Source organism: Plantactinospora siamensis (assembly GCF_042434095.1).
In the GTDB taxonomy this organism is placed as follows: Bacteria; Actinomycetota; Actinomycetes; order Mycobacteriales; family Micromonosporaceae; genus KBS50.
This window is the reverse complement of record NZ_JBHLUE010000012.1, coordinates 108,932-134,222: the sequence shown is the minus strand read 5'-3', so window position 1 is coordinate 134,222 and position 25,291 is coordinate 108,932. Positions and strand designations below refer to the sequence as shown.

The following is a 25,291-nucleotide window of genomic DNA, read 5'->3' as shown; positions in this document are numbered from 1 at the left end:
CGGCGAGCCTCGCGCGGTGTGCGGGGGGCGGCGCTGGTAGCGTTGGGGGCGCTGGTAGCACCCGCGCGGGAGAGACCACACCCGGAACGCTCCGGGAGCGGCGCCGAAGGGGCAAATCCTCCCCGGAACCTCTCAGGCACAAAGGACCGCGCGGGCAGGCACTCTGGAACCTCGGCAGGGCAGTCGGCCGGGTGACAGAGGGGGAGGCCGACACGTCGACCTCCCGGGAGCGCCCGATGACCGCACCGCAGTTCGCCGACCGGCACGTCGGACCCGACGCGCAGGATGTGCGCCGCATGCTGGAGGCCGTGGGCTTCGGCTCGGTGGACGAGCTCATGGACGCCGCCATCCCCGAGGTGATCCGCTGGCACGGCACCCTCGACCTGCCGCCCGCGGCCACCGAGGAGCAGGCCCTGGCCGAGCTGCGGGAGCTGGCCGGGCGCAACCGGGTGGCCGTCTCGATGATCGGGCTGGGCTACCACGGCACGCACACCCCGGCGGTGATCCGCCGCAACGTGCTGGAGAACCCCGCCTGGTACACCGCCTACACCCCGTACCAGCCGGAGATCAGCCAGGGCCGGCTGGAGGCGCTGCTGAACTTCCAGACCATGGTCACCGACCTGACCGGGCTGACCACTGCGAACGCCTCGATGCTCGACGAGGCCACCGCGGCGGCCGAGGCGATGACGCTGGCCCGCCGCGCGTCCAAGAGCCGCAGCAGCGTGTACGTGGTGGACGCCGACACGCTGCCGCAGACGTACGCGGTGATCGCCTCCCGGGCCGAACCGCTCGGCATCGAGGTGCGCACGGTGGACGTGGACGCCGACGAGCTGCCGGCGGAGTTCTTCGGGTTGCACCTGCAGTACCCGGGCGCCGGCGGGGCCGTGCGCGACCACGGCCGGCTGGTCGAGGCCGCGCACAGGGTGGGGGCGCTGGTCACGGTGGCCGCGGACCTGCTGGCGTTGACCCTGCTGCGCCCGCCCGGGGAGATCGGCGCCGACATTGCCGCCGGCACCACGCAGCGGTTCGGCGTACCGATGGGGTTCGGTGGGCCGCACGCCGGCTACCTGGCGGTGCGCGGCGGCCTGGAGCGGATGCTGCCCGGTCGCCTGGTCGGGGTGTCCCGGGACGCCGACGCCCAGCCCGCCTACCGGCTGGCGCTGCAGACCCGGGAGCAGCACATCCGCCGGGAGAAGGCCACCAGCAACATCTGCACCGCGCAGGTGCTGCTGGCCGTCATGGCCGGCATGTACGCGGTCTACCACGGCCCGGACGGGCTGCGGGAGATCGCCCGGCGCACCCACGCGGCGGCCACCCGGCTGGCGGCCGGGCTCACCGGCGGCGGCCTGGAGTTGGCGCACGAGGCGTTCTTCGACACGGTGACCGTCCGGGTGCCGGGCCGGGCCGCGCAGGTGGTGGCCGCGGCCGCGCAGCGGGGCGTCAACCTGCGGCCGGTGGACGCCGACCGGGTGGGCGTGTCCTGCGACGAGACCACCACCGAGGCGCACCTGGCGGCCGTGTGGGCCGCGTTCGGGGTGCCCGCGCCGCCGGCCGACGCGCCGGCCGCCGCGGCGCTGCCGGCGGGGCTGGCCCGCACCTCGGACTTCCTCACCCACCCGGTGTTCCGCACCCACCACTCGGAGACGGCCATGCTGCGCTACCTGCGCCGGCTGGCCGACTTCGACTACGCGCTGGACCGGGGCATGATCCCGCTCGGGTCGTGCACGATGAAGCTGAACGCCACCGCCGAGATGGAACCGATCAGCTGGCCCGAGTTCGCGCACCTGCACCCGTACGCGCCGGCCGACCAGACCGCCGGCTACCGGGAGCTGATCGACCAGCTGCAGCGGTGGCTGGCCGAGGTGACCGGGTACGACGCGGTCAGCGTGCAGCCCAACGCCGGCTCCCAGGGGGAGCTGGCCGGGCTGCTGGCGATCCGGGGCTGGCACCGCAGCCGCGGCGAGGCCGGCCGGGACGTGTGCCTGATCCCGGCCTCCGCGCACGGCACCAACGCCGCCAGCGCGGTGATGGCCGGCATGCGGGTGGTCGTGGTGGCCTGCGACGACGAGGGCAACGTCGACCTGGTCGACCTGGACACCAAGATCGACCAGCATCGGGACCGGCTGGCCGCGATCATGGTCACGTACCCGTCCACGCACGGGGTGTACGAGACCGGCATCGCGTCGCTGTGCGCGAAGGTGCACGACGCCGGCGGCCAGGTGTACGTCGACGGGGCCAACCTCAACGCGCTGCTCGGTTTCGCCAAGCCGGGGCGGTTCGGCGCGGACGTGTCGCACCTGAACCTGCACAAGACGTTCTGCATCCCGCACGGCGGCGGCGGTCCGGGCGTGGGTCCGGTGGCCGCCCGGGCGCACCTGGCGCCGTTCCTGCCCGGTGACCCGCTGGCCGCCGGCGCGGGGCTCGGCGCCGCCGGCGCGCCGGCCGGGAGCGCCGCGGCCGGCGCGGACGCCTCGGGCGACCCGGTCCGGCCGGTGATCTCGGCGGCCGCGCACGGCTCGGCGGGCATCCTGCCGATCCCGTGGGCGTACCTGCGGATGATGGGCGCCGACGGGCTGGCCCGGGCCACCGGGGTCGCGGTGCTGGCCGCCAACTACGTGGCGGCGCGGCTGCGCGGGCACTTCCCGGTGCTGTACGCCGGCAACAAGGGCCTGGTGGCGCACGAGTGCATCCTGGACCTGCGGCCGCTGACCAAGGCCACCGGGGTGACCGTGGACGATGTGGCGAAGCGGCTGATCGACTACGGGTTCCACGCCCCCACCATGTCGTTCCCGGTGGCCGGCACGCTGATGGTGGAGCCGACCGAGAGCGAGGACCTGGCCGAGCTGGACCGGTTCTGCGCCGCCATGATCGCGATCCGGGCCGAGATCGACCGGGTGGGCGCGGGGGAGTGGCCGGCGGGGGACAACCCGCTGCGCAACGCCCCGCACACCGCGGCCATGGTCACGGCCGACGAGTGGGAGCACGCCTACCCGCGGTCGGTGGCGGCCTATCCGGGCGAGGTGACGCGGGCGGGGAAGTACTGGCCGCCGGTGCGGCGGGTCGACGGCGCGTACGGTGACCGGAACCTGGTTTGCGCCTGCCCGCCGCCGGAGGCGTTCCAGGAGGACTGAGGTCGTGCGTGGCCGGCGGCGGTCGACGGGTCGGCGGCCGTGCCGGCGGGTCTTGCCGTGGTTACGTACAGTAAGACAATCAGGCGGGTACGGCGTGCCGGGCCGGGCCGCGGTGCGGGGCCACGGTCCGGCCGTCGGGAAGCAGTTCCCCGGTGTCCTCGAACACGATGACTCCGTTGCAGAGCAGGCTCCACCCCTGCTCACGGAAGCAGGCGATGACCCGGGCAGCCTCCCGGTCGGTGGCGTCGGCCGAGGGGCAGATCGGTTGGTGCTGGCACATCGGGTTCTCCGGACTGTGGGGGTGCTGTGTCATGGTTCACATGACCAGTGACGCACGGTACCAAGTGGAAGTGAACTTCATCGAGCACATCCGGCCGGGAGTACGGCAGAATCCTCCCAACGGATGAGGGAAAAAGGTCCGGTCGTATGGAAACGCTCCCACACCCGCTCCCGGTCCCTCCGTCGTTGCTGTCCGTAACCAACGGTACGCCCCCCGGGCCGACCTGCGCCGCGGCGCCCGTGGAGACCGCGCGGCTGCAGTGGCGGGTCGCCGACGGCGGCGACCCGGCCCGGCTACTGACCGACTTCCTCACCCGGCACGGCCTGCCGGCCGACGACCTGTCCCGGACCGGACCGGACCGGCCGCACCGGCCCGGCACGCCGTGCGGGGCGGCGCTGCTGATCTCCGCGGCCGCCGCCGCCCGGATGGCCGGGGCGCCGGCCGGACCCGCCACCCCCGCGCCCGCCGTACCGGATCTGGTGGCCGTCGTGTACGGCCACGCCGATGGCGCCGCGCTGCCGTCCCCGCCGGCACACCCGGCCGACCCGCACCGCGCGCCCGCGGCGACCCCGGATGGCGGGGCCGTGATGAACCCGCACGACGCGGCCGCGGCCGACCCGCACCGCGCGCCGCCGGACAGCGGGTCCGCCGGGGCGCCGGGCGCGGCCGCCCGGCCACCGGCGTCCGGCCCGGCGGCCGCCGATCGCGGCGGGTCGCCCGGCGCCATCGGCGACTGGGCGCTCGGTCCCTGGCGGCCGAGCTGGACCGAGGAAGCGCACGCGGACGCGGTCCGGCGGGTCCGTCGGGAGATCGCCCGCGGCGCGGTGTACCAGGTCAATGTGGTCGGCCACGCCAGCGCCGCCTACCGGGGCGACCCGCTGCCGGCGCTGCGCCGGCTGGCCGCGCTGCCCGGGGCCCGCTACGGCGGGCTGCTCACCGGGCCCGGCTGGGCGGTCGCCTGCGCCTCCCCGGAGACGCTGGTGCGGGTCCGCGCCGGCCGGGCCGACACCCGGCCGATCAAGGGCACCCGGCCGGCCACCGCGGCGGGCCGGCGCGAGCTGCTGGCCTCGGCCAAGGAACGCGCCGAACACGTGATGATCGTGGACCTGGCCCGCAACGACCTGTCCCGGGTGGCCCGCACCGGCACCGTACGGGTGGACGAGCTGTTCGGCATCCGGCGCTGGTGCGACCTGTGGCAGGCCGAGTCCAGCGTCTCGGCCACGCTGCGGCCCGGCACCGGGCTGGCCGACCTGCTGCGCGCGCTCTGCCCCGGCGGCTCGGTCACCGGCGCGCCCAAGCTGGCCGCCCTCGGCGTGCTCGCCGATCTCGAACCGGTCGGCCGGGGACCGGCGATGGGCGCTTTCGGCTGGTTCGACGGCGACGGGCTGGATCTCGGGCTGACCATTCGCACCGCGGCCGCCGACGCCCGGCGACTGCACCTGTGGGCCGGCGGCGGCATCACCTGGGGCAGCGACCCGGCCGCCGAGGTGGCCGAGGCCGCCGCCAAGGCCGCTCCGCTGCGCGCCGCGCTCGCGCCGCCCGGCCCGGCGGCGGCGGTCGTCAGCGGCCGGCGCCGCCGCCCCGGAGAAGGATGAGCACACCGATGCCGATGAGGACGACCGGCAGGACGACGTGCCCCCACCGGGACAGGGCCCGGGCGATGACCGGGCGGGTGGCCAGGAACCGCCCGGCGGCGCACCAGAGCCCGACCCCGACGAGGAACACGGCCACGTACGCGGTCGTCCCGCGCAGCCCGACGACGGTGAACACCGGCACGTACACCCCGATGTTGTCGCCGCCGTTGGCGAAGGTGACCGCCGCGACCTGCAGCGCGCCCGGACCCGCGCCGACCGGTCGGTCCGGCTCGCCGGCGCGCCGCTCCCGCCACGCCGTGACCGCGGCCCGGATGCCCAGCGCCAGCGGCAGCAGCCCCAGATAACGGACGAACGTCGCGGGCAGCAGCCCGGCGCCGAGCGCGCCCGCGATCGACACGAGCAGGATCCCGGCGAAGCCGAGGTACTGACCGAGCACCACCCGCCCGGCACCGGCCTGGCCGCCCGCGGCCCGGCCGAAAAACACCGCCAGCACCAGCAGGTCGTCGACGTTGGTCACCGCGAACATCCCGGCGGCCTGCACCAGCAGCGTCAGCGACACCCGATCTCCCCCCGCCGGCGCGCCCGCGACCGTCTCCGGCTGACATGTTAGGAAGGGCCCCCTCCTATACAAAAACCGATAACAGGGGTCCCTTCCTTTCGCTGGGGCCGGCCGACCGCGCGGCGGGATGGCCGGGGTGGGTAACGAACAGCTAGCCTTCCGGTCATGACGATGCGGCCCATCCGGATCCTCGGCGACCCCGTGCTGCGCACCGAGTGCGACCCGGTCACCAGCTTCGACGCCGAACTGCGCGCCCTGGTCGCCGACCTGCTGGACACCACCGTCGGCGCACCCGGCCGGGCCGCCGTGGCCGCGCCGCAGATCGGGGTCACCGCCCGGGTCTTCGCCTGGGCCGTCGAGGGCAGCCAGGGCCACCTGGTCAACCCCACCCTCACGGACCACTCCGCCGAACAGCAGACCGACGACGAGGGCTGCCTGTCCATCCCCGGCCTGTACTTCCCGACCCCGCGCGCCATGCACGTCACCGCGCACGGCTTCGACCAGCACGGCGAACCGGTGGTGATCCACGGCAGCGGCTTCCTGGCCCGCGCCCTGCAACACGAGTACGACCACCTCGACGGCCGGCTCTACGTGGACATCCTGCGCGGCGACACCCGCCGGCAGGCCCTGCGGCAGATCCGCGGCGGCCGGTTCGCCGCACCCGGCCGCAACGGCTGACCGCCACCCGCCGGCCCGGTCCACCAGCCCCGACCGTATCGAGGCCGCCGAGCACGGCGGAGCAGGGCGCCGGAGGCCCACGTACCGGCGCGAAAATCGATGGTTCCGGGCCGCACCCCGCTGCCACCCTCGACGGATGACCACGCCATGGATGATCGACGAGCTGGACTTCGCCGGGCCCGAACACCTCGACCCCGCCTACGTCGCCGGCTTCGACCGCAAGTCCGGCACCGACCCGGGCGACGACGTGGCGCTGCTGCGCGCCCACGGCCTGGCCGCCGACGCCACCGTGGTCGACCTCGCCGCCGGCACCGGCACCTTCACCCTCGCCATCGCCCCGCACGTCCACCGGGTCGTGGCCGCCGACGTCTCCCCGGCCATGCTCACCCGGCTGACCCGACGCGCCGCCGACACGGACCTGCGCAACATCACCGTCGAGCAGGCCGGCTTCCTCAGCTACCGGCACACCGGACCAGCCGCCGACGCCGTACACACCCGGCACGCCCTGCACCAACTGCCCGACCTGTACAAACCCATCGCCCTGCACCGCATCGCCGCCATCCTGCGTCCCGGCGGGCTGCTGCGGCTGCGCGACCTCATCTTCGACGTGTCACCGGCGCAGATGACCGACTTCGTCGACCGGTGGCTGGCCGGCAACACCATCACCGACCCCGCCGCCGGCTACACCCGCGCCGACCTGGTCACCCACCTGCGCACCGAGTTCAGCACGTACCGCTGGCTGTTCGAACCCATGCTCGACGCCGCCGGCTTCGACATCCTCGACGCCGACTACCGGGCCGGCGTCTACGCCGCCTACACCTGCGTACGCCGGTAGCGTTTTCTGCCCACAGCAGGACACCCTTCCGGCCAGCCGCGCGCCGGTCGCATGATCGACCGCATGCGACTGCTCATCCTCGGCGGCACCGAGTTCGTCGGCCGCGCCATCGCCGCGGCCGCCACCGGCCGCGGCTGGCCCGTCACCGTCTTCCACCGCGGCCGGCACCCGGCGCCGGCCGGTGTCGAGGTCCGGCACGGCGACCGCGCCACCGCCGACCTCGACGCGCTGCGCGAGGGGGAGTGGGACGCCGTCGTGGACACCTGGACCGGCGCCCCCCGCGCGGTCCGCGACGCCGCCGCGCTGCTGACCGGGCGCGCCCACCGGTACGCCTACATCTCCAGCCGATCCGTGTACGCCTACCCGGCCCCGCCCGGGCTGCCCGAGGACGGCCCACTGGTCGACGGGTCGGCCGACGCCGGGGACGTGGACTACCCGCAGGCCAAACGCGGCGGCGAGCTGGCCGCCACCGGCGCGTACGGCGAGCACGCCCTGCTGGTCCGCGCGGGCCTGGTCCTCGGCCCCGGCGAAAACGTCGGCCGGCTGCCGTGGTGGCTGCACCGCATCGCCCGCGGCGGCCCGGTGCTGGCCCCCGGACCCGCCGACCTGCCCCTGCAGTACATCGACGCCCGCGACCTGGCCGCGTTCACCCTCGACGCCCTCGCCGCCGGCCGGCACGGCCCCTACAACGTGGTCAGCCCCAGCGGCCACACCACCATGGGCGAACTGCTGCACGCCTGCGCCACGGCCACCGGCTCGACCGCCGACCTGCGCTGGTGGGACCCGGACCGGATCCTCGCGGCCGGCATCGAACCGTGGACCGAGCTGCCCGTCTGGCTGCCACCCGGCGAGCAGCACGACACCATGCACCGCGGTGACGTCAGCCGGGCCCTCGCCGCCGGCCTGCGTTGCCGCCCGGTCACCGACACCGTCACCGACACCTGGACCTGGCTGCGCGATCTGCCCGCCGCGCCGCAGCGGCCCGACCGGCCACGGGCCGGCCTCGACCCCGACCGCGAGGCCGCGCTGCTGGCCGCACCCTCCTGACCCGGCCTGCCGCCCCAGCCCGCGGCCGGGACCGGCCACCGGTCGTACGGCCGTGACCCGCCCGGGCCGTACCGCCGGCGGGACGCGGGCGCGGGACGCCCGCTGGCGGGACCCGGCCGCAGGATGCCGGCGGCGCCGGCGGCGCCCGGACTCACCGGCCGCGCTGCCGGCGCACCGCCATTCCCACCATGGCCACCGCCACGAACACCAGCATCGAACAGCACAACAGCTTGATCACCCGGCAAGCCTGCCATCCCGCCCCGTAGGGTGCAGGGGTGCGTCTGGCGACCTTCAACCTGCTCCACGGCCGCTCGATCTCCGACGGCCTGGTGGACCCGAACCGCCTCACCACCGCCGTACACGCGCTCGACGCCGACATCCTCGCCCTGCAGGAGGTCGACCGCGACCAGTCCCGCAGCGGCCACCTCGACCTCACGGCCGTCGCCGCCCGGGCCCTCGACGCGCCCAGCCACCAGTTCGCGGCCGCCGTCGTCGGCACCCCCGGCTTCCACTTCCGGCCCCTCACCCACGACGACGACGGCCACGGCGAGCCGTGCTACGGCGTCGGCCTGGTCAGCCGGTACCCGGCCCGCGCCTGGCGGATCACCCGGATGCGCGCCGCCCCCGTCCGCTCACCCGTCCGGATCCAGGGACCCCGCGGCCGGCTCATCCTGCTGCGCGACGAACCCCGAGTGGTCCTCGCCGCCGTCCTGGACACCCCGTTCGGCCCCCTCACGGCCGCCGCCACCCACCTGTCCTTCGTCCCCGGCTGGAACATCTGGCAGCTCCGCCAGGTCGTCCGCGCCCTGCGCGAACTGCCCGCCCCGCGCATCCTGCTCGGCGACCTCAACCTGCCCGCCGGGCTCGCCGCCGCCGTCTCCGGCTGGCGCACCCTCGGCCGGCAACCCACCTACCCGGCCAGCCAACCCCGGGTCCAACTCGACCACATTCTGCTCGACCCGCTCGGCGGCGACCGGCTCGCCGCCGTCAGCGCCGTCAGCACCCCCGCCGCCGCCATCTCCGACCACCGCCCCCTGGTCGTCGACCTCGCCTGAACCGGCGCGGGCACCCCGCGGCGCTGATACCTTCGCACCGTGTCCCGCCGCACCGTCCTGATCACCGGCACCTCCAGCGGCATCGGCCTGGCCACCGCGCTGGCCACCGCCGGCGCCGGCTGGACCACCATCGCCACCATGCGCGACCCCGACCGCGCCGACCGGCTCCGCGACGCCGCCGCGCAGGCCGGCGTCGCCGACCACATCGACATCCACGCGCTCGACGTCACCCGGCCCGACACCATCGACAGCTGCATCGAGGCCGTCATCGCCGAGCACGGCCACCTCGACGCCCTGATCAACAACGCCGGCGCCGGCCACCTCGGCACCCTCGAAACCGACACCATCGACGACATCCGCGCCGTCGTCGAGGTCAACTTCTTCGGCGTCCTCACCGTCACCCGCGCCGCCCTGCCCCACCTGCGGGCCAGCCGAGGCCGGATCATCACCATCAGCAGCGTCGGCGGCGTCGTCGGCCAACCCTTCAACGAGGCCTACTGCGCCGCGAAGTTCGCCGTAGAGGGATACCTCGAATCCCTGTACCCCGTCCTCGCCCGCCACGGCGTCACCGTCGTCATCGTCGAACCGGGCGCCGTCGGCAGCGAGTTCGTCGCCAACGTCGGCGGCGGCGACGCCGCCGAACGCCTCGACCGCGCCGGCCGGTACGCCCCCCAGCTGCGCGCCTACCTGGACCGCACCGCGGGCGCCTTCGCCAACGCGCAGACCCCGCAGGACGCCGCCGCCACCGTGCTGACCGCGCTCACCGCCGATCAGCCGCAGCTACGGCTGCAGACCAGCGACACCGCCCGGCAGTTCACCGCCATCAAACTCGCCGACCTGGACGGCAGCCGCGTCACCGGTCTCACCACGACCTGGCTCGACTGACAACAGCCGACCCAGCGACCGGTTGGTCCGGTTGGACCGCACCGCCGCCCGCTGCTGCTCCGCCGTCACCTCGATGTAGTTCTGGCTCGTCGCCAGGCTCGCGTGCCCCAGCAACCGCATGATCTCCGAGGCGTTCGCCCCGTCCTCGGCCAACCTGGTCGCGAACGTGTGCCGCAACGCGTGCAGCTGCGCGCCCCGCGGCACCCGATCCATGATCCCGGCCCGCCGATAACACGAGCGCACAAGATATTGCAGCCCACCCCGGCGCAGCGGCGCGCCGTACCGGTCGACCAGCAGCGGCGCGTCCGCCCGCACGCCGCGGTCGCCGAACCGGCGCCGCCGGCTGTCCAGGTACGCCGTCACGGCCGCGTCCAGCTCCGGCTCGATCGGTACGACCCGCGTCCGGCCGCCCTTGCCGGTCACGTCCACCCGGCGCTCGCCGGGCCGGCCACCCACCGACGACACCCGCAGGTCCAGCAGCTCCGCCAGCCGCAGGCCCGCGCACAGCGCCAGGGCCAGCACCGCCACGTCCCGCTCCGGCCACGGGTCGCGCTGCCGTTCGTCGGCCCGGGACACGGCGGTGAGCAGCTGCTCGGGGGTGTCGGCGCCGCGCAACGGCTTGGGCGGGGGGAGTGGCACGTGCGGCTTGTCCACCGCGGACATCGGATTGCCGGCGAGCACCCCCTCGGCCACCAGGAACGTGAAGAACCCGTTCCAGGTGGACCAGGCGCGGTGGATCGAGGCGGCCGCGCGGTCCGCGGCGAACCGGGCGAACGCCGTGCGCAGCGCCCGGGTGTGCAGCGCCGCGAGGGGGAGCGCGGCCAGGGGGAGGGGCGGGGCCTCGGCGGCCGCGACGAGGCCCGCGATCGCGGCCAGATCCCGGCGGTACGCGGCCAGGGTGTGCGGGGAGGGCTTGCGGGTCGCCCGGGAGGTGAGAAAGGCGTCGATCAACCGTGCGACCGTTTCGTCACCTTTGTCATGCATAAGAAATATTATGCATGATTTTTGGATATCGGACCAGACGTGGCCGAGGAGTTCCCGTCGCGCCCGCGCGCAGACGTCGCCGAGATCCTGGACCGAACCGTCATGTCGCGGACCGTTTCGGTTCAGGATGTGCCGGGGGATGTCTGCGTCGACCGACGCGCCGCTGGATCGGATCACCGCGGCGGCGCAGTTGTCCGCGCGCCGGCCGCGGCGTCCGATGGTCAGCCCAGGCTCGCGGCGAGTTGCTCGTCGCCCGGCTGCAGGCGGCCGGCACGCGGCTGGCTGGCCACGCCGAGGGCAGGTGAGCGCCGCGGCAGCCGCCGCGCGGCCAAGAGAGGCCCGCTTCGATCGTTCGGGGCGCGGAGCGAACCTGGGCCGGCCTCGGATCAGCCTCCGGAGCGTCAGGTTGACATAATGTACATTATCGAACAACTACCGGACTGCCGGTTCGAGCAGCGACAACGTGCGCCGGCCCGCGTCCAGGCCGGCGCGGATGCCGACCGGCAACGGCAGGTTCGGGCCGGCGTGGCCGAACTCCACATTGCCCAGCACCGGGATGTCCCGGCCGCCGAGCACGTCGAGCACGATCTCCGGCAGGGTCGGCGCTCCGTCGCCGCCCCCCAACCCCTCGATCGCGTACGGGACCCCCACCACCATGCCGGCGATCCGGTCCAGGACGCCGGCGTGCCGCAGCACGTGCAGGTAGCTCCACACGTACGAGGCCTGGCCACCCATCTCCTCCCAGAACAGCACGGCGCCGTCGAACCGGTCCGGCGGCAGCGCGTACGGGGTGGCCTGGACCAGCACGATGCGGTTGATGACGCCGCCGATCAGCGGGCCCTCGGCCCGGCCGGCCCGCCAGCACTCCCAGGACGGGCTGGTCGGCAGCGCGCCGATCGGTGCCGTGCCGGTCAGTAGGCCCGTGTAGAGCCGCTCGAGCTCCGCCCTGCGCGCCGGGGGCACGGCCTGCCAGGCGCCGCCGAGCCCGGGTGTGGCCAGGTCGGCGTGGAAGCCGACCAGCCCGGTGCGGGCGTGCAGCACCAGATGCAGCAGCGAGATGTCGCTGTAGCCCAGGATCGGCTTGGGGTCGGCGACGATGGCCGCCACGTCGATCAGGTCGAGGTAGCCCAGGGCCGTCTGGCCGCCGTCGTGCGCCACGATGGCGCGTACCTCGGGATCCCGCAGCAGCGCGTTGAGCTCGGCGGCGATCTCGCCCGGCGTGGCCGCGCTCCACCAGCGGCGGCGGCCGGCCTGCAGCAGCGGCGCGCGGCGCACCCGGAACCCCATCCCCTGCAGCACGACGACGGCGCGTTCCAGATCGGGCTCGTACGCGGCGTGCAGCGGTCCGGAGAGCGCGGCGATGACCACGAGGTCCCCCGGCCGCAGGGCCCGGGGTCGAAGCGGCGGGGCACCGGTCACCGCCGCAGTGTTCCAGGGCGCGCGGCGGCCCGACACGGGGTTGCCGGTCGGCGACCGGGTCCCCGGCCCTGGTTTGGCGGCCTGACCCGGGTCCCGCGGCCCTGGTTTGGTGGCCTGATCCGGGTGCTGCCGGACCGTCGCGGGGGTGTCCCGGTGCGGCGGTGCGGCGCCCTGCCGTCGTTATGCTGTCGGCGGTGACGAGGTTGGCGGGGACGACATGAAAACGCCGCTGGGCGCGCTGTTCACCCTCGGGTTGTGGCTCGACCGGCCAGCCGGGCTTCTGGCGGTCGCCGACGTGCTGGTGGCTGGCGGCGCGACGTACACCGGCGAGTTCGTTGAGGGCGAGCCCGGTCAGCTGTTCGCGTGGAAGAGCGACCTGGTCACGCGGCGCGGCGGCGCCGAGGGCCTGCCAGCTGCGGAGGTGCGCCGGCGGGCCGCCGGCGGCCGGGCGTACGGCCTGGATCTGGAGGTGCCCGGGGCGGGGCCGACCACTGTGGAGTTCGAGGCGACCCCGGACGGTCCGGAACCACCGGAACGGCACCCGGTGCTGGTCACGATGGCCGCCGACTGCTGGGGCATTCCCCGCTTCGCCTGGGACCGGGACATCCGCCGCCGCGCCAGGGCCCATCAGCGGGTCGTGCTGCGGCAGCTGAGGGCGCTGTGTACGACGCTCGACCCGGCGTACGCGGTGCTGGGGGTCGAGTCGCTGATCCCGACCCCGGCCGCGCTCGCGGCCGGGGCGCCGTTCGGTGGGGACGTCTACTTCTCGGCCCGGTTCCCGGTCGGCCCGGTGGCGGCGCCGGCCAGCCTGGAGTGGGTGACCGGCGTCTTCCACTCCCACTGGTTCCTGGCCGAGGGTCCGAGCACGCTGGCGGCGGTCGCCAAGGATTTCGGGGCGCGGCTGTCGACGGGCGCCGGCCGGGTCGGCCGCTGACGGGGACGGTCTGCCCGCGGTCCGCGAACCGCGACGATGCCGGCGGCCGGCGCATCGTGCGACGGACGGCCGGTCCCGGTGCGGCCGGGGCTCAGAGGCCGCCGGCCACCCGCAGGATGGCGCCGCTGGCGTACGACGAGTCGGGGCCCAGCAGCCAGGCGATGGCGCCGGCGATCTCCTCGGCGGTGCCGGCGCGGCCCATCGGGATCCGCGCGGCGGCGGCGGTGGCCTTGTCCGGGTTGCCGACGCCGGCGTGGAACTCGGTGTCGATGATGCCGGGCGCGACGGTGTTGACCCGGATGCCGCGCGGACCGAGCTCCTTGGACAGCCCGACGGTGAGCGCGTCGGTGGCGGCCTTGGTGGCGGCGTAGTGGACGTACTCGTTCGGTCCGCCGAGGGTCGCCGCGCCGGACGAGACGTTGACGATCGCGCCACCGGCGCTCATCCGCCGGGCGGCCTGCTGGGCGCAGAGCAGGTAGCCCACGAGGTTGACGTCGATCACGCGGCGCAGGTCCTCGACGCGCAGGTCGGCCAGCGGGCCGGTGCGGCTGCCGCCCACGCCGGCGTTGTTGACCAGCCCGGTCAGCTGCCCGAACTCGGCCGCTGCGTCGAACAGTCGGACCACGTCGGTGGGCTCGGCGGTGTCGCCGGGTACGGCGGCGCCCCGCCGGCCGGCGGCGTGGACATCGGCGAGGACGGCCCGGGCGGCGGCGTGGTTGCCGTGGTAGCCGAGCACGATGTGGTGACCGGCCGCGGCGAGCCGGCGGGCCGTGGCGGCGCCGATCCCCCGGCTGCCCCCGGTGACGACGGTTACCGGACTCATCGGATGGGCTCCCCTCTCCCCTGGTTGACCCGCCGAGCACCGGCCGGTGTGGACCTCCGCGGCCTTGCGGGCGGGGAGGTCGACACCGACCCTAGCGGCGGTGGCCGCGGCGTCGCGATGACGCGGCTCACCGCCGCCGCGCCGGGCGGGATGGTGCGGCGGGTGGTGCGGCGCCGTTTCGCGGGGTACGGGTGGTGAGGTCGTGGCGGGTGGCCGCGGCAGCGGCGAGAGCGGGAGGTGCGCGGGTGTCGGGTCCGGCGTTGGTCCTAGGCAGTGGCGGGGTGACCGGGGTGGCCTGGGAGACGGGGGTGCTGGCGGCCCTGTCGGCCGGCGGGATCGGGTTGGATCGTGCCGCTCTGCTGGTCGGCACGTCGGCCGGCGCCGTGGTGGGCGCGCAGCTGGCCGCGGGCGAGCCGATCGAGCGGCTGTTCGAGCGGCAGCTGACGCCGCCGGACGGCGAGCTGCCGGCGCGGATCGGGCCGGCGGTGCTGCTGCGCTGGGGATGGGCGCTGGCCCGGCACCGGGACCCGGTCCGGGCGCGGGCCCGGATCGGCCGGTACGCGCTGGCGGCACGGACGGTGGACGAGTCGGTGCGGCGGGCGGTGATCGCCGGCCGGTTGCCGGTGGACCGGTGGCCGGCCGGGCCGGCGCTGCGGGTGACCGCCGTGGACGCGGAGTCGGGCCGGTTCGTGGTGTTCGGCGCGGACTCCGGGGTGTCCCTGGTGGACGCGGTTGCGGCCAGCTGCGCGGTGCCGATGGTGTGGCCGGCGATGAGCGTGCGGGGACGGCGGTTCGTCGACGGCGGCGTCCGCTCGGCCGCCAACGCCGACCTGGCGGACGGGCACGACCCGGTGCTGGTGGTGGCGCCACTCGGGATCGGCCTGGCCGCGCAGGTGCGGCGGCTGCGGCGCTCGGCGCGGGTGGTGGCGCTGCGCCCGGACCGGGCGGCGCGGGCCGCGATCGGGCGCAACGTGCTGGACCCGGCGCGGCGGGCGGCTGCGGCCCGGGCCGGCTGGGCGCAGGGCGTGGCGGCCCGGGCCGAGGTGGCGGCGATCTGGGGCGGTCGGTCCGGATGAGCGTACGCTGTCGCGGCGCGGCGGGTGTCGACGTGCGGGATGTCGGACGGACCTGGTAGTAAGGTACCCGTTCTCATACACGTGTACGAAAGAGGTTTCGATGGCCGCGCGTACCACGGCCCCGGGTCTGGCGCCCGAGGAGTTGCAGCACATCCGCGACACGCTCGCGACGGGGCGTAAGCCGAGGGTGATGTTCACCGAGTCGGCCGGGCAGATCGCCGGTCAGGTCGGCCAGGTGGTGGAGCTGACCGATCCGGCCGTGTCGGACGAGTGGCTGGTGGTGCGGTTCGGGCGGGACGAGCTGCCGTTCTCCCCCACCGATCTGGCGATCCCGCCGAAGGGGGCCGGACGGCGGGCGGCCGCCAAGTCCGATCCGGAGCCCGAGCCCGAGCCGCCGGCCCGACCCGAGCCGGAGTTCCTGGTGACCCGGGAGCCCGTGCCCGCGCAGCGCCGGGAGCCCAAGGAGGCGTCGGTGTCCACGCAGGAGCAGGCGGAGACGACCCCGGTGGAGAAGCCGGCCCGGCGCCCGGCCCGACCGGCCCGGGCGAAGGGTCCGGCGGGGCTGACGGTCACGCTGTCCTACGCCGAGGGTGAGTGGACGGTGGCCGCCACGCAGGGCAGCAAGTCGCTGGCCAAGCCGTACGTGGTGAAGCCGGCCGAGGCGCTGCGGATGGTGGCCCTGGTCGACGTGCCGGGGGTGCGCGAGGCGGTCGAGCAGATCATGGCGGCCGAGCGGGCCGAGGCCGAGCAGCAGGCGGAGAAGTTGCGCGCCGAGCTGGCCGAGATCGAGTCCCGGTTGGCCGAGCTGCGCGACGCCGGCTGAGGTTCCGAATGGGTGAGCAGGACTGGCCGGGCCGGTTCCCCCGGTTGTTCACCGAGGCCCATGTCGGCTACGCGGACTGCCGGGTCCGGTTCACCACCGAGCCGGTGCCGGCGGAACTCGTCTCCCGGATGCATGTGGTGCCCGTGACGGCGGACGGCCGAATGCTCGTGTGCCGCAGTGCCCAGGGGTGGCGGTTCCTGCCGGGCGGGACGCGGGAGCCCGGAGAGTCGGTGCCGCAGCTGGTGGCGCGGGAGCTGCGGGAGGAGGCGGGCGCGCGGCTGCTGGACGGGCCGCGCTATCTGGGAGCGTTCGTGGCCGACAGCGCTCGGCCGGGGCCGTTCCGGCCGCATCTGCCGCATCCCCGGTCGTACTGGGCGTACGGGGTGGCGCGGGTGTGTCGGGACGGGCCGCCGGTGAACCCGCCGGACGGTGAACGGGTGGTGGAGGTGTTGGCGTTGCGGCCGCAGGAAGCGGCGGCCTATCTGGACGGTCATGATCCGGTCGATGGTGACGTGGTGCGGCTGGCCGCGGCGATGGGGCTGCTCGCCGGCGACGGGTGATGCCGCCGTGGGTCGGCGGGACGTCCGGCGGGGTCAGTCGCGGAACCAGACGATCATGTCCGTTCCGACGGTGTTGTCGGTGATGACCACCGCGATGCCGGCGGCCGCCAGGGCGCCCAGCACGATGCGCCAGCGCGCGGGCAGCCCGGACCGGCCCACCGCGAGGGCCGCCGCGGTGATCCCGGTGACGGTGAGCGCCAGACCGGTGAACGGGAAGGTCAGCGAGGCGAACGCGTCGGCCACCATCAGTGCCAGGGCCGCCGTTCCGATGACCACGGACCGCTCCAGGGCGCGCTGGCGGTCCGGGCGGGGCGCGCTCAGCACGAGGCAGAGGGCCACCATGCCGGTCACGCCGAGCAGCAGGATGTCCATCCCGGTGGCGGCATAGCAGCCGAGCGCCAGGGCGATCCGCAGCGGCAAGGGCAGGGCGGGGTCGCCGATCGGCCACATCCCCTTCGGGTCGCTCTCGACGCCGGCGGCGAGCCGGGCCGGTACGTCGAGGGCCAGGTAGGGGCCGGCGATCACGACGGCCCAGCTCAGCAGCGTCCAGCCGAGGCTGGTGGCGGTCACCCAGGCCAGCGTCCGGGCGGTGGGGGTGGCCGGCGTGGGCAGGGCGCCGGGGCCGTCGACCCGGGCGTGCCGGGCCACGGCGCGCAGCGTGGGCAGGGTGCGGGCGGCGGCCAGCAGGTACCGCCACCGGGTGGCGGGCCGGCCGTCCAGGGCCAGCTCGGCCAGGTCGGCCTCCCATTCGGCCCGTTGCCGGGCACGGAAGTGCGCCGGCAGCGCGGATCCGAGGGCGGCCACCAGCGCCCGTTCCAGGCGGGCGCCGGGTGGCGGCTTCCGCGCGGCCCGGCCGCGGCGGCCGGTCACCACGCCAGCTTCCGGGTGGCGGTCGCGCGGCGCTCCCGGCGCCGGGCGCTGGCCGCCAGCGCGTCGCGGGCGGCGGCGACCCCTTCGGCGCTGAGCGTGTAGTACCGCCGGCGGGGGCGGCCCGCCTGGTGCGGGTCGATCTGCTCCTGCCGGCTGCGCAGCCAGCCGGCGTTTTCGAAGGCCACCAGGATCGGGTAGATGGTGCCCGGTTCCAGGCCCGCCGCGGTGGCCAGGTCGAGGCCGTACCGCTCCCGTTCCGGGTCGTCGAGCAGGGCCTGCAGCACCAGCAGTCGCGGCGTGGTCATCCGGAGGGCAGCCATGCCCGTACTCTATATAGCTATTCCTAGTTCTGCATAGGGTGGCGCGGTGCTCAGTGCTCCGGGATGTGCTCGACGCCGATGCGCCGGCGGAACACCCAGTAGGTCCAGCCCTGGTAGAGCAGCACGACCGGGGTGGCGAACGCCGCCAGCCAAGTCATGATCCGCAGGGTGTAGGGGCCGGAGGCGGCGTTCTGCACGGTCAGCGTGCCGGCGGCCGCCAGCGTGGACGGCAGGACGTCCGGGAACAGGGCCGCGAACAGGGTCGCCACGGTGAGCGCGATCCCGGTGGCGGTGCCGGTGAAGGCCCAGCCCTCCCGGCGTACCCGGGCGGCGGCGGTCCCGGCCACCAGAGCTGCGGTGGCGGCCACCGCGAGCGCGGCGGCGGCCACGCCCGGCCGCAACGCGAGGGTCCAGGCCAGGAACCCGGCGGCCAGCGGGGTGGCGCCGGCGCCGAGCCGGGCGGCGAGCGTGCCGGCGCGCCGCCGGAGGTCGCCGGCGGTCTTGAGGGCCAGGAAGACGGCGCCGTGGGTGCCGAACAGCGCCGCGGTGGTCAGGCCGCCAAGCAGCGCGTACGGGGTGAGCAGGTCTGCCAGCCCGCCGGCGTAGTCCCCGTCGGCGTGCAGCGGCACGCCGCGCACGATGTTGGCGAGGGTGATCCCCCACAGCACGGCCGGGACGAGCGACCCGACCAGGATGGCGGTGTCCCAACGGCGCTTCCAGGCGGCCTCGGGGCGCTTGTGCCGGTACTCGAAGGCCACGCCGCGGCCGATGAGGGCCAGCAGGATGAGCAGCAGCGGCAGGTAGAAGCCGGAGAAGACGGTGGCGTACCAGGCGGGGAACGCCGCGAACATGGCGCCGGCCGCGGTGATCAGCCACACCTCGTTGCCGTCCCAGACCGGGCCGATGGTGTTGATGAGCACCCGGCGTTCCCGGTCGTCGCGGCCGAGGACCGGCAGCAGCATCCCGACGCCGAAGTCGAAGCCCTCCAGCACGAAGTAGCCGGTGAACAGGGCGGCGATGAGTAGGAACCAGACGGTGGGCAGGTCCATGGCGGCGCCTTCCGGTCGGTGCGGTCAGTAGGCGAAGGCGAGGGGCCGGTCGGCGTCGTCGTCGTGCCGGTCCGGCGGCGTGGGGGTGGCCTCGGCGGCGCCGGGCAGCCCGGCGCGGGCGTAGCGCAGCAGCAGCTTCACCTCGACCACCGCGAGGACGGCGTAGATCAGGGTGAAGGCCGTGAACGAGGTGAGCACCTCCGCGAGGCCGACGCTGCGCGAGACGCCGTCGCGGGTGAGCATCTCGCCGAACACCACCCAGGGCTGGCGGCCCATCTCGGTGAAGACCCAGCCGAAGATGTTGGCCACCAGCGGCAGCAGCGGCATGATCAGCCCGGCGCGCAGCAGCCAGCGGCTGCCCCGGGCGTCGGCCGGGTTGCGGCCGCGACGCTGGGCCCACAGCGCCCAGGCCGCCACGGCCGCGGCCGCCATCCCGAAGGCGATCATGAAGCGGAAGCTCCAGTAGGTGACCGGGATGATCGGGGTGTAGCTGCCGGCGCCGTACTGGGCGGCGTACTGGTCCTGCAGGTCGTTGATGCCGCGGACCCGGCCGTGCGGGTCGCCCGTGCCCAGGAAGGACAGCAGGTACGGGATCTTCAGCGCGAACACCTCGCGGCTGCCGTCCAGGCTGCCCACGGTAAGCACGGAGAACGAGGCGGGTTGCTCGGTGCGGTAGAGGGCCTCGGCCGCGGCCATCTTCATCGGCTGCACCTCGGTCATCACCTTGCCCTGGATGTCGCCGGTGATCAGGACGGCGACCGCGGCGGCGAGCGTGACCCAGGCACCGAACCGGGCGGCAAAGCGGTACGCCCGCCGGTCCGCGTCGGCGTTGCCGGCGGCGGCGGTCTGGGCGCCGGCGGGGTGGGCGGTGCCGTGCAGCAGATGCCAGAGGGCGACCGCGACCATCAGCGACCCCGCCACCAGGAACGCGCCGGCGAGGGTGTGCGGGAAGGTGACCAGGGCGACCTTGTTGGTGAGCACGGCGCCGATGTCGGTCAGGTGGGCGCGGCCGGTGCCCGGGTCGACGCGGTAGCCGACCGGGTGCTGCATCCAGGAGTTGGCGGCCAGGATGAAGTAGGCGCTGAGGGTGGAGCCGAGCGCCGCGGCCCAGATGGTGGCCAGGTGGATCCGGCGGGGCAGCCGATCCCATCCGAAGATCCACAGTCCGAGGAAGGTGGACTCGAGGAAGAAGGCGAGCAGCGCCTCCATGGCGAGCGGAGCGCCGAAGACGTCGCCGACGAAGCGGGAGTAGTCCGACCAGTTCATGCCGAACTGGAACTCCTGCACGATGCCCGTGACCACCCCCATGGCAAAGTTGATCAAGAACAGCTTGCCGTAGAAGCGGGTGAGGCGCAGGTAGCGGGCGTCCCCGGTGCGGTGCCAGCAGGTCTGGAGCACGGCCACCAGCGTGGAGAGGCCGATCGTGAGCGGGACGAACAGGAAGTGGTAGACGGTGGTGACACCGAACTGCCACCGGGCAACATCCAAGGCGTCCACGGGCGGGTCCTTCCGGTCTACGACGTCCCGTAGTAAATACTACCGACTGTCGTAGAAATCCGACCGGAGTGCCGGCGTGCCCTCGGCCACACGCCGGCTCGGCGGACGGTCCCGCCCGGACAGCACCGGCTCTCGGCGCACGGGGCCGGCGGCTCGGACGGTGGCTGCCCGACGGCGCCGCGGGACGGTGGGCGCGGGCGGGGCTGTGCGACGATCGGCGGCTGATGGACACCCCCGGCCCGCTCCCCCCGTGGCGCCCACCCCGGCTGTGGCGCCTCCTGCAGGTCCTGGCCCGCGGCCTCGTCGCCGCCGTGGCCCGGCTCAGCGTCACCGGCGACGTGCCACCCGGGCTGCGGGACGGGCCGCTGATCCTCGCCGCCAACCACATCAGCCCGGTCGACCCGATCGTGCTGGCCGCCGCCTGCCGGACCCGCCGGGTGGCGCCGCGGATCATGGCCACCGGCGGTCTGTTCCGAACCCCCGTGGTGGGCGCCGCCATGCGGGCCTGCGGGCACATCCGGGTCGACCGGCGAACGGCCACGGCGGCCAGGGCGCTGTCCGAGGCGGTCGCCGCGGTGACCGCCGGGTCCGTGGTGCTGGTCTATCCGGAGGGCCGCATCGGGCTGGACCCGGGCATGTGGCCGGAGCGGGGCCGCACCGGCGCCGCCCGGCTGGCGCTGGCCTCCCGGGCCACGGTGATCCCGGTGGCCCAGTGGGGGTCGCACGAGCTGGCGCCGTACGGCGCGCCCCGCGGCCTGCTGCGCGGACTGGCCCGCGCGGGCCGGCGTCGCCCGACGGTACGGGTGCACTTCGGCCCCCCGGTCGAGCTGGCCGATCTCGATCCGGCCGTGCCCGGCGCCGCGCTGCGGGCCACCGGTCGGATCATCGACGCGCTCACCGACGCCCTCGCGGGGTTGCGCCCCGACGAACCCGACCGGCCGCGGCATGTGGACCCGAGCCGGCCGGTCGACGCCAGCCGGGCGCACCGGCGCCGCACCGAGCCGCCGGTCCCCAGCTGAGCACACATCCTCCGGCCCGGCCCCGGGTACCGTACGTCGGTGCCCCAGCCCAGCACCCCCCGGCAGCGGGCCGCGGCCGAGTGTGCCCGGCGTGGCCGCTCCGAGTTCGTGGCCGGCTGCGTGCGCCTGGTGCTGGGCGACGAGTCGGAGCTGGACCTGGTCCGGGCGCTCACCGGGGGCAGCGCCGCCAAGTACCTCGACGGCCGCGAGCACCAGGACACGTACTGGTTCCGGGTCTGGGGGATGCGGGCGCTGCTCTGGGAGTGGGACGCCAGCGCGACGGACGCGGTCCGGGCGGGCCTGACCGACGAGGCCTGGCGGGTCCGCGAGATGGCCGCCAAGGTCATCGCGCGGCACCTGGTCGGCGACCTCACCGAGTCGGTCGCGACGCTGCGCGCCGACCCGGTGCCGCGGGTCCGCGCGGCCGCCGAGCGCGCCCTGGCCCGGCTTCTGGCGGCGGGCGCCTAGGACATGTGTCAAGCCCCTGGCCGACCGGCTCGGCGGCCGGGCCGGCAAGGGACCGGGCCGGACCGGGGGCGGTCCGGTGTCCGGCTCAACCGGTGCGGGGTGGGCGTTGCCGCAGGTAGATGCGCACGGCGTCGCGGGTGGTGCGCACCCCGAGCAGGTGCCGCACCTGGGCGATGCGCCGGTTGGCGGTACGCAGCGACAGGAACTCGGCGGCCGCGGCCGCGGCGATGGTCTCCCCGTTGGCCAGCCGGTTCAACAGGGCCCGCTGCTCCGGCACCAGCCGCTCCAGCACCCCGCGCGGGTCTTCCGCGCCGGCCGCCGGGGCCGACCGGCCGGGTGGACCGGTGCCGGGCCCGAACCGGTTGCTCGCGCCGGCCACCGGGCCGAACCGGTTGCTCGCGGCGTCGGCCGGGCCGAACCGGTTGCTCGCGGGGTCGGCCGGCCCGAACCGGTTGCCGACGCCGCCGGCCGCGCCGAACCGGTCGGCCGCCGAGCCGGCCGGATCCGGCGGTCCGACGCGGACCGGACCCCAGCGGCGCAGCGCGACGGCCAGCGCCCGGCCCAGCGGCCCCGCCGGGTCCAGCACCGCCAGCACCGAACCGCCGCGGGCGGCCACCCGGACCACCAGCTCGGCCGTCTGGCTGTCCGGCACCGGGCCGTACCACAGCACGGCCGGCTCGGCCGGTCCGCCGGCGCCGAACCCCCGGACCGGCCGGTAGCCGGCCCGCTCCAGCGCGGTCAGCGCGGCCGCCCCCTCGGCCAGCGAGGCGACGATCCAGCGCACCGGCGCCGGATCCGGGCCGGTCACGACGCCCCCGCCGGGCCGGGCGGACGCCCGGGCCCGCCGGCCGGCCCGCCGGTGCGGGGATGGCATCGGGTACGCGGCCTCACCGGAAACATGAGCGGCACCTGTTCCTTCCGTGACGCCGACCGTCACGACCGACGGTGAGCATCTGAACCCTCGCGGAGAATAGAACGCCGCGACCGCCGGGCCGGGGCCGCCGCACCGACACCGACGGGTTGACCTGCGAGTTACCCACTGGTCACCGGCCGCCGGCATACTTCGGGGGTGACCGGATACCCCTACCTGGACGCGCCCGCGCCGCTGGCCTTCGCGCACCGCGGCGGCGCGGCCGCCGGCGACGAGAACACCGCCGCGGCGTTCGCCCGGGCCATCGCGCTGGGCTACCGGTACGTCGAGACCGACGTGCACGCCACCGCCGACGGGGTGCCGGTGGTGTTCCACGACCCCACGCTCGAGCGGCTGACCGGGGAGCCGGGCCGGATCGCCGCGCTGCGCTGGGCCGACCTGGCCACCGTGCGGGTGGGCGGCGTGGCGGCCGTGCCCCGGCTGGACGAGGTGCTGGGCGCCTGGCCCGACGTGCGGTTCAACATCGACGTCAAGGCCGACACCGGGGTGGCGCCGACGGTCGAGTGCGTGGAGCGGGCCGGCGCGGGCGACCGGGTGCTGCTCGCCTCCTTCAGCGATGCCCGGCTGCGCCGGCTGCGCGCCCTGGCCGGGCCCAAGGTGGCCACCTCGCTGGGGATGACCGGAGTCGCCCGGCTGCGGCTGGCGTCGCTGACCGGGCGGCGGCTCGTGCTGCCGCCGTCGGTGGTGGCCGCGCAGGTGCCGGTGCGCTGGGGGCGGGTGCCGGTGACCGACCGGCGGTTCGTGGCGTACGCCCACCGCCTGGGCCTGCAGGTGCACGTCTGGACGATCGACGATCCTGCCGAGATGACCGAGTTACTCGACCTCGGGGTTGATGGCATCATGACCGATCGCGTCGACGTGCTCCGCGAGACGTACCGCAGCCGCGGCCTCTGGCCGGCCGACCCGCAGTAGGGGCGCGCCGCCGGTGGCCACCGAGCCGGAAGGACCCGACTTGGTCTCCCCCGCCGACGCCGCCGACGCCTCTGACGCTCCCGGCCCAACCCCGGTCCGGCCGGACGCGGCCGGTCCCGCCCCCGCGGCGAGCACCCGCCGGGAACGGACCGGCTGGTACTTCTACGACTGGGCCAACTCGGCCTTCTCCACCACCGTGGTGACCGTCTTCCTCGGCCCGTTCCTCACCAGCGTCACCGAGCGGGCCGCCGGTTGCGCGGTCGACGCCGACACCTGTTCCGGCACGGTGCACCCGCTGGGCATCACCGTGGCGCCCGGCGCGTACTTCCCGTACCTGGTGTCGCTGTCGGTGCTGCTGACCGTGTTCGCGCTGCCGGTGATGGGCGCGGTGGCCGACCGGTCGCCGCACAAGAAGCGGCTGCTGGCCGGCGCGGCCTTCCTCGGCGCCGCCGCCACGGCCGGCTTCGCGTTCGTCACCGGCGACCGGTACCTGCTGGGCGGGGTGCTGTTCCTGATCGCCAACATCGCCTTCGGCGCCAGCGTGGTGGTGTACAACTCGTTCCTGCCCCAGCTCGGCGGGCCGGACGACCGGGACGCCATCTCCAGCCGCGGCTGGGCGCTGGGCTACCTCGGCGGCGGGCTGCTGCTGGCGGCGAACCTGGTGGCCGTCACGCTGCTCAGCCGGCACGACGACGCGCAGCGGACCCTCGACCTGGCCCGCTGGTGCATCGTCTCGGCGGGCGTCTGGTGGGCGGTGTTCACCCTCGTGCCGCTGCGCTGGCTGCGCGAGCACCCGGCGCTCGAGGCCACCACCGCCGGCAACGTGCTGACCGACGGGTTCCGGCAGCTCGGCCGGACCCTGCGCGGGCTGCGGACGTACCCGCTGACGCTGTTCTTCCTGCTCGCGTTCCTGGTCTACAACGACGGCATCCAGACGGTGATCGCGCTGGCCAGCCAGTACGGCACCAAGGAGCTGCGGCTGACCCAGTCGACGCTGATCGTGACGATTCTGCTGGTGCAGTTCCTCGCCTTCGGCGGCGCACTGCTGCTGGGCGCCCTGGCGCGGCGCATCGGGGCGTGGAAGACCGTGCTGCTCAGCCTGGTCCTGTGGACCGTGGTGATCATTGCGGCGTTCCGGCTGCCGGCCGAGGCGCCGGTGCCGTTCCTCGTGCTCGGCGCGGCCATCGGGCTGGTGCTGGGCGGCAGCCAGGCGCTGAGCCGGTCGCTGTTCAGCCAGCTCATCCCGGCGGGCAAGGAGGGCGAGTACTACGGCTTCTACGAGATCAGCGACAAGGGCACCAGCTGGCTCGGACCGCTGGCGTTCGGGCTGGTCTACCAGCTGACCGCGAGCTACCGGGTGGGCCTGGTGTCGCTGCTGATCTTCTTCGTGGTCGGCTTCGCGCTCCTGGCCGCCGTCCCCATGCGCCGCGCCGTCCTGGCCGCCGGCAACACCCCACCCCGCCTGCTGTGAAAGGAAGGGCCCCCTGTTATCGCTTTCGGTATAGGAGGGGACCCTTCCTAACACCCGGTGGGGGGCGGGC

At 75.1% G+C, this 25,291-nt stretch carries 24 protein-coding genes, 1 pseudogene and 1 riboswitch; of the genes and pseudogenes, 15 read left to right on the top strand and 10 right to left on the bottom strand.

What is annotated here, in order from left to right; all coding sequences use genetic code 11:
• The first annotated feature begins 56 nt into the window (after positions 1 to 56).
• Positions 57 to 159, top strand: a riboswitch (glycine riboswitch).
• A 77-nt stretch (positions 160 to 236) separates the two neighbouring features.
• Positions 237 to 3,131, top strand: coding sequence for an aminomethyl-transferring glycine dehydrogenase (gene gcvP, locus ACFFHU_RS17100; protein ID WP_377340083.1), 2,895 nt, complete (start codon positions 237 to 239; stop codon positions 3,129 to 3,131).
• A gap of 79 nt (positions 3,132 to 3,210) precedes the next feature.
• Here the strand turns inward: gcvP and ACFFHU_RS17095 are convergent, their stop codons facing one another.
• A complete protein-coding gene (locus tag ACFFHU_RS17095) occupies positions 3,211 to 3,411 on the bottom strand; it encodes a DUF5999 family protein (protein ID WP_377340142.1) in 201 nt (66 codons plus the stop codon).
• Between the two features lie 185 nt (positions 3,412 to 3,596).
• Here ACFFHU_RS17095 and ACFFHU_RS17090 point away from each other — a divergent pair, with 185 nt between their 5' ends.
• Positions 3,597 to 5,006, top strand: a complete 1,410-nt coding sequence (locus ACFFHU_RS17090) for a chorismate-binding protein (RefSeq protein ID WP_377340082.1) — start codon at positions 3,597 to 3,599, stop codon at positions 5,004 to 5,006.
• Here the strand turns inward: ACFFHU_RS17090 and ACFFHU_RS17085 are convergent.
• Positions 4,972 to 5,565: a cadmium resistance transporter gene (locus ACFFHU_RS17085; RefSeq protein WP_377340080.1), complete on the bottom strand. Its 594-nt coding sequence runs from the start codon at positions 5,563 to 5,565 to the stop codon at positions 4,972 to 4,974. The genes ACFFHU_RS17090 and ACFFHU_RS17085 overlap by 35 nt on opposite strands.
• Positions 5,566 to 5,730: 165 nt before the next feature.
• On the opposite strand from ACFFHU_RS17085, the gene def reads away from it, so the two are divergent.
• From def to ACFFHU_RS17060, 5 genes are all read left to right on the top strand, one after another.
• Positions 5,731 to 6,243 carry a peptide deformylase gene (gene def, locus ACFFHU_RS17080; protein ID WP_377340078.1) on the top strand — a complete coding sequence of 171 codons (513 nt, stop codon included), beginning with the start codon at positions 5,731 to 5,733 and terminating at the stop codon, positions 6,241 to 6,243.
• A 136-nt stretch (positions 6,244 to 6,379) separates the two neighbouring features.
• The gene (locus ACFFHU_RS17075) at positions 6,380 to 7,078 is read left to right on the top strand and encodes a class I SAM-dependent methyltransferase (protein WP_377340077.1); all 699 of its coding nucleotides are present in this window, start codon (positions 6,380 to 6,382) and stop codon (positions 7,076 to 7,078) included.
• Between the two features lie 63 nt (positions 7,079 to 7,141).
• Positions 7,142 to 8,125, top strand: a complete 984-nt coding sequence (locus ACFFHU_RS17070; protein ID WP_377340075.1) for an NAD-dependent epimerase/dehydratase family protein — start codon at positions 7,142 to 7,144, stop codon at positions 8,123 to 8,125.
• Between the two features lie 275 nt (positions 8,126 to 8,400).
• A complete protein-coding gene (locus ACFFHU_RS17065; RefSeq protein WP_377340073.1) occupies positions 8,401 to 9,180 on the top strand; it encodes an endonuclease/exonuclease/phosphatase family protein in 780 nt (259 codons plus the stop codon).
• Positions 9,181 to 9,219: 39 nt separating this feature from the next.
• A complete protein-coding gene (locus ACFFHU_RS17060) occupies positions 9,220 to 10,065 on the top strand; it encodes an SDR family oxidoreductase (protein ID WP_377340072.1) in 846 nt (281 codons plus the stop codon).
• On the opposite strand, the pseudogene ACFFHU_RS17055 reads toward ACFFHU_RS17060, so the two are convergent.
• Both ACFFHU_RS17055 and ACFFHU_RS17050 read right to left on the bottom strand, forming a co-directional pair.
• Positions 10,063 to 11,049, bottom strand: a pseudogene (locus ACFFHU_RS17055) (tyrosine-type recombinase/integrase); the annotation flags it as partial. The gene ACFFHU_RS17060 and the pseudogene ACFFHU_RS17055 overlap by 3 nt on opposite strands.
• A gap of 432 nt (positions 11,050 to 11,481) precedes the next feature.
• Positions 11,482 to 12,468 (bottom strand): S66 peptidase family protein, encoded by a 987-nt coding sequence (locus ACFFHU_RS17050; RefSeq protein ID WP_377340070.1) that lies wholly within the window; start codon positions 12,466 to 12,468, stop codon positions 11,482 to 11,484.
• A gap of 217 nt (positions 12,469 to 12,685) precedes the next feature.
• Here ACFFHU_RS17050 and ACFFHU_RS17045 point away from each other — a divergent pair, with 217 nt between their 5' ends.
• Positions 12,686 to 13,402, top strand: a complete 717-nt coding sequence (locus ACFFHU_RS17045; protein WP_377340068.1) for a hypothetical protein — start codon at positions 12,686 to 12,688, stop codon at positions 13,400 to 13,402.
• A 91-nt stretch (positions 13,403 to 13,493) separates the two neighbouring features.
• On the opposite strand, the gene ACFFHU_RS17040 is transcribed toward ACFFHU_RS17045, so the two are convergent.
• Entirely contained in the window at positions 13,494 to 14,225 is a 732-nt protein-coding gene (locus tag ACFFHU_RS17040; protein ID WP_377340066.1) for an SDR family oxidoreductase, read from the bottom strand.
• A 260-nt stretch (positions 14,226 to 14,485) separates the two neighbouring features.
• Between ACFFHU_RS17040 and ACFFHU_RS17035 the strand changes: the two genes are divergently transcribed.
• The 3 genes from ACFFHU_RS17035 to ACFFHU_RS17025 all read left to right on the top strand — a co-directional run bounded on the left by ACFFHU_RS17035 (position 14,486) and on the right by ACFFHU_RS17025 (position 16,684).
• Entirely contained in the window at positions 14,486 to 15,301 is an 816-nt protein-coding gene (locus ACFFHU_RS17035) for a patatin-like phospholipase family protein (protein ID WP_377340064.1), read from the top strand.
• Positions 15,302 to 15,401: 100 nt separating this feature from the next.
• Positions 15,402 to 16,124, top strand: a complete 723-nt coding sequence (locus tag ACFFHU_RS17030; RefSeq protein WP_377340062.1) for a hypothetical protein — start codon at positions 15,402 to 15,404, stop codon at positions 16,122 to 16,124.
• A gap of 8 nt (positions 16,125 to 16,132) precedes the next feature.
• Entirely contained in the window at positions 16,133 to 16,684 is a 552-nt protein-coding gene (locus ACFFHU_RS17025; protein ID WP_377340061.1) for an NUDIX hydrolase, read from the top strand.
• A 33-nt stretch (positions 16,685 to 16,717) separates the two neighbouring features.
• On the opposite strand, the gene ACFFHU_RS17020 is transcribed toward ACFFHU_RS17025, so the two are convergent.
• The 4 genes from ACFFHU_RS17020 to ACFFHU_RS17005 are packed head-to-tail and all read right to left on the bottom strand — an operon-like array spanning position 16,718 to position 20,420.
• Positions 16,718 to 17,554, bottom strand: coding sequence for a hypothetical protein (locus ACFFHU_RS17020; RefSeq protein WP_377340059.1), 837 nt, complete (start codon positions 17,552 to 17,554; stop codon positions 16,718 to 16,720).
• On the bottom strand, positions 17,551 to 17,874 hold the full coding sequence (locus tag ACFFHU_RS17015; RefSeq protein ID WP_377340057.1) for a PadR family transcriptional regulator: 324 nt from the start codon (positions 17,872 to 17,874) through the stop codon (positions 17,551 to 17,553). Before ACFFHU_RS17015 ends, ACFFHU_RS17020 begins: the two co-directional genes overlap by 4 nt.
• A gap of 50 nt (positions 17,875 to 17,924) precedes the next feature.
• Entirely contained in the window at positions 17,925 to 18,923 is a 999-nt protein-coding gene (gene cydB / locus ACFFHU_RS17010) for a cytochrome d ubiquinol oxidase subunit II (protein ID WP_377340055.1), read from the bottom strand.
• A gap of 24 nt (positions 18,924 to 18,947) precedes the next feature.
• Positions 18,948 to 20,420, bottom strand: a complete 1,473-nt coding sequence (locus ACFFHU_RS17005; RefSeq protein WP_377340053.1) for a cytochrome ubiquinol oxidase subunit I — start codon at positions 20,418 to 20,420, stop codon at positions 18,948 to 18,950.
• A gap of 224 nt (positions 20,421 to 20,644) precedes the next feature.
• On the opposite strand from ACFFHU_RS17005, the gene ACFFHU_RS17000 reads away from it, so the two are divergent.
• Positions 20,645 to 21,439: a lysophospholipid acyltransferase family protein gene (locus tag ACFFHU_RS17000; RefSeq protein ID WP_377340052.1), complete on the top strand. Its 795-nt coding sequence runs from the start codon at positions 20,645 to 20,647 to the stop codon at positions 21,437 to 21,439.
• 39 nt (positions 21,440 to 21,478) lie between these two features.
• Positions 21,479 to 21,907 carry a hypothetical protein gene (locus ACFFHU_RS16995; RefSeq protein ID WP_377340050.1) on the top strand — a complete coding sequence of 143 codons (429 nt, stop codon included), beginning with the start codon at positions 21,479 to 21,481 and terminating at the stop codon, positions 21,905 to 21,907.
• An 85-nt stretch (positions 21,908 to 21,992) separates the two neighbouring features.
• Here ACFFHU_RS16995 and ACFFHU_RS16990 read toward each other — a convergent pair whose 3' ends face one another.
• Positions 21,993 to 22,781, bottom strand: a complete 789-nt coding sequence (locus ACFFHU_RS16990; RefSeq protein ID WP_377340048.1) for a hypothetical protein — start codon at positions 22,779 to 22,781, stop codon at positions 21,993 to 21,995.
• A gap of 195 nt (positions 22,782 to 22,976) precedes the next feature.
• Between ACFFHU_RS16990 and ACFFHU_RS16985 the strand changes: the two genes are divergently transcribed.
• Positions 22,977 to 23,750, top strand: coding sequence for a glycerophosphodiester phosphodiesterase family protein (locus ACFFHU_RS16985; RefSeq protein ID WP_377340046.1), 774 nt, complete (start codon positions 22,977 to 22,979; stop codon positions 23,748 to 23,750).
• A gap of 40 nt (positions 23,751 to 23,790) precedes the next feature.
• Positions 23,791 to 25,221 carry an MFS transporter gene (locus tag ACFFHU_RS16980; RefSeq protein ID WP_377340044.1) on the top strand — a complete coding sequence of 477 codons (1,431 nt, stop codon included), beginning with the start codon at positions 23,791 to 23,793 and terminating at the stop codon, positions 25,219 to 25,221.
• Positions 25,222 to 25,291: the final 70 nt, after the last annotated feature.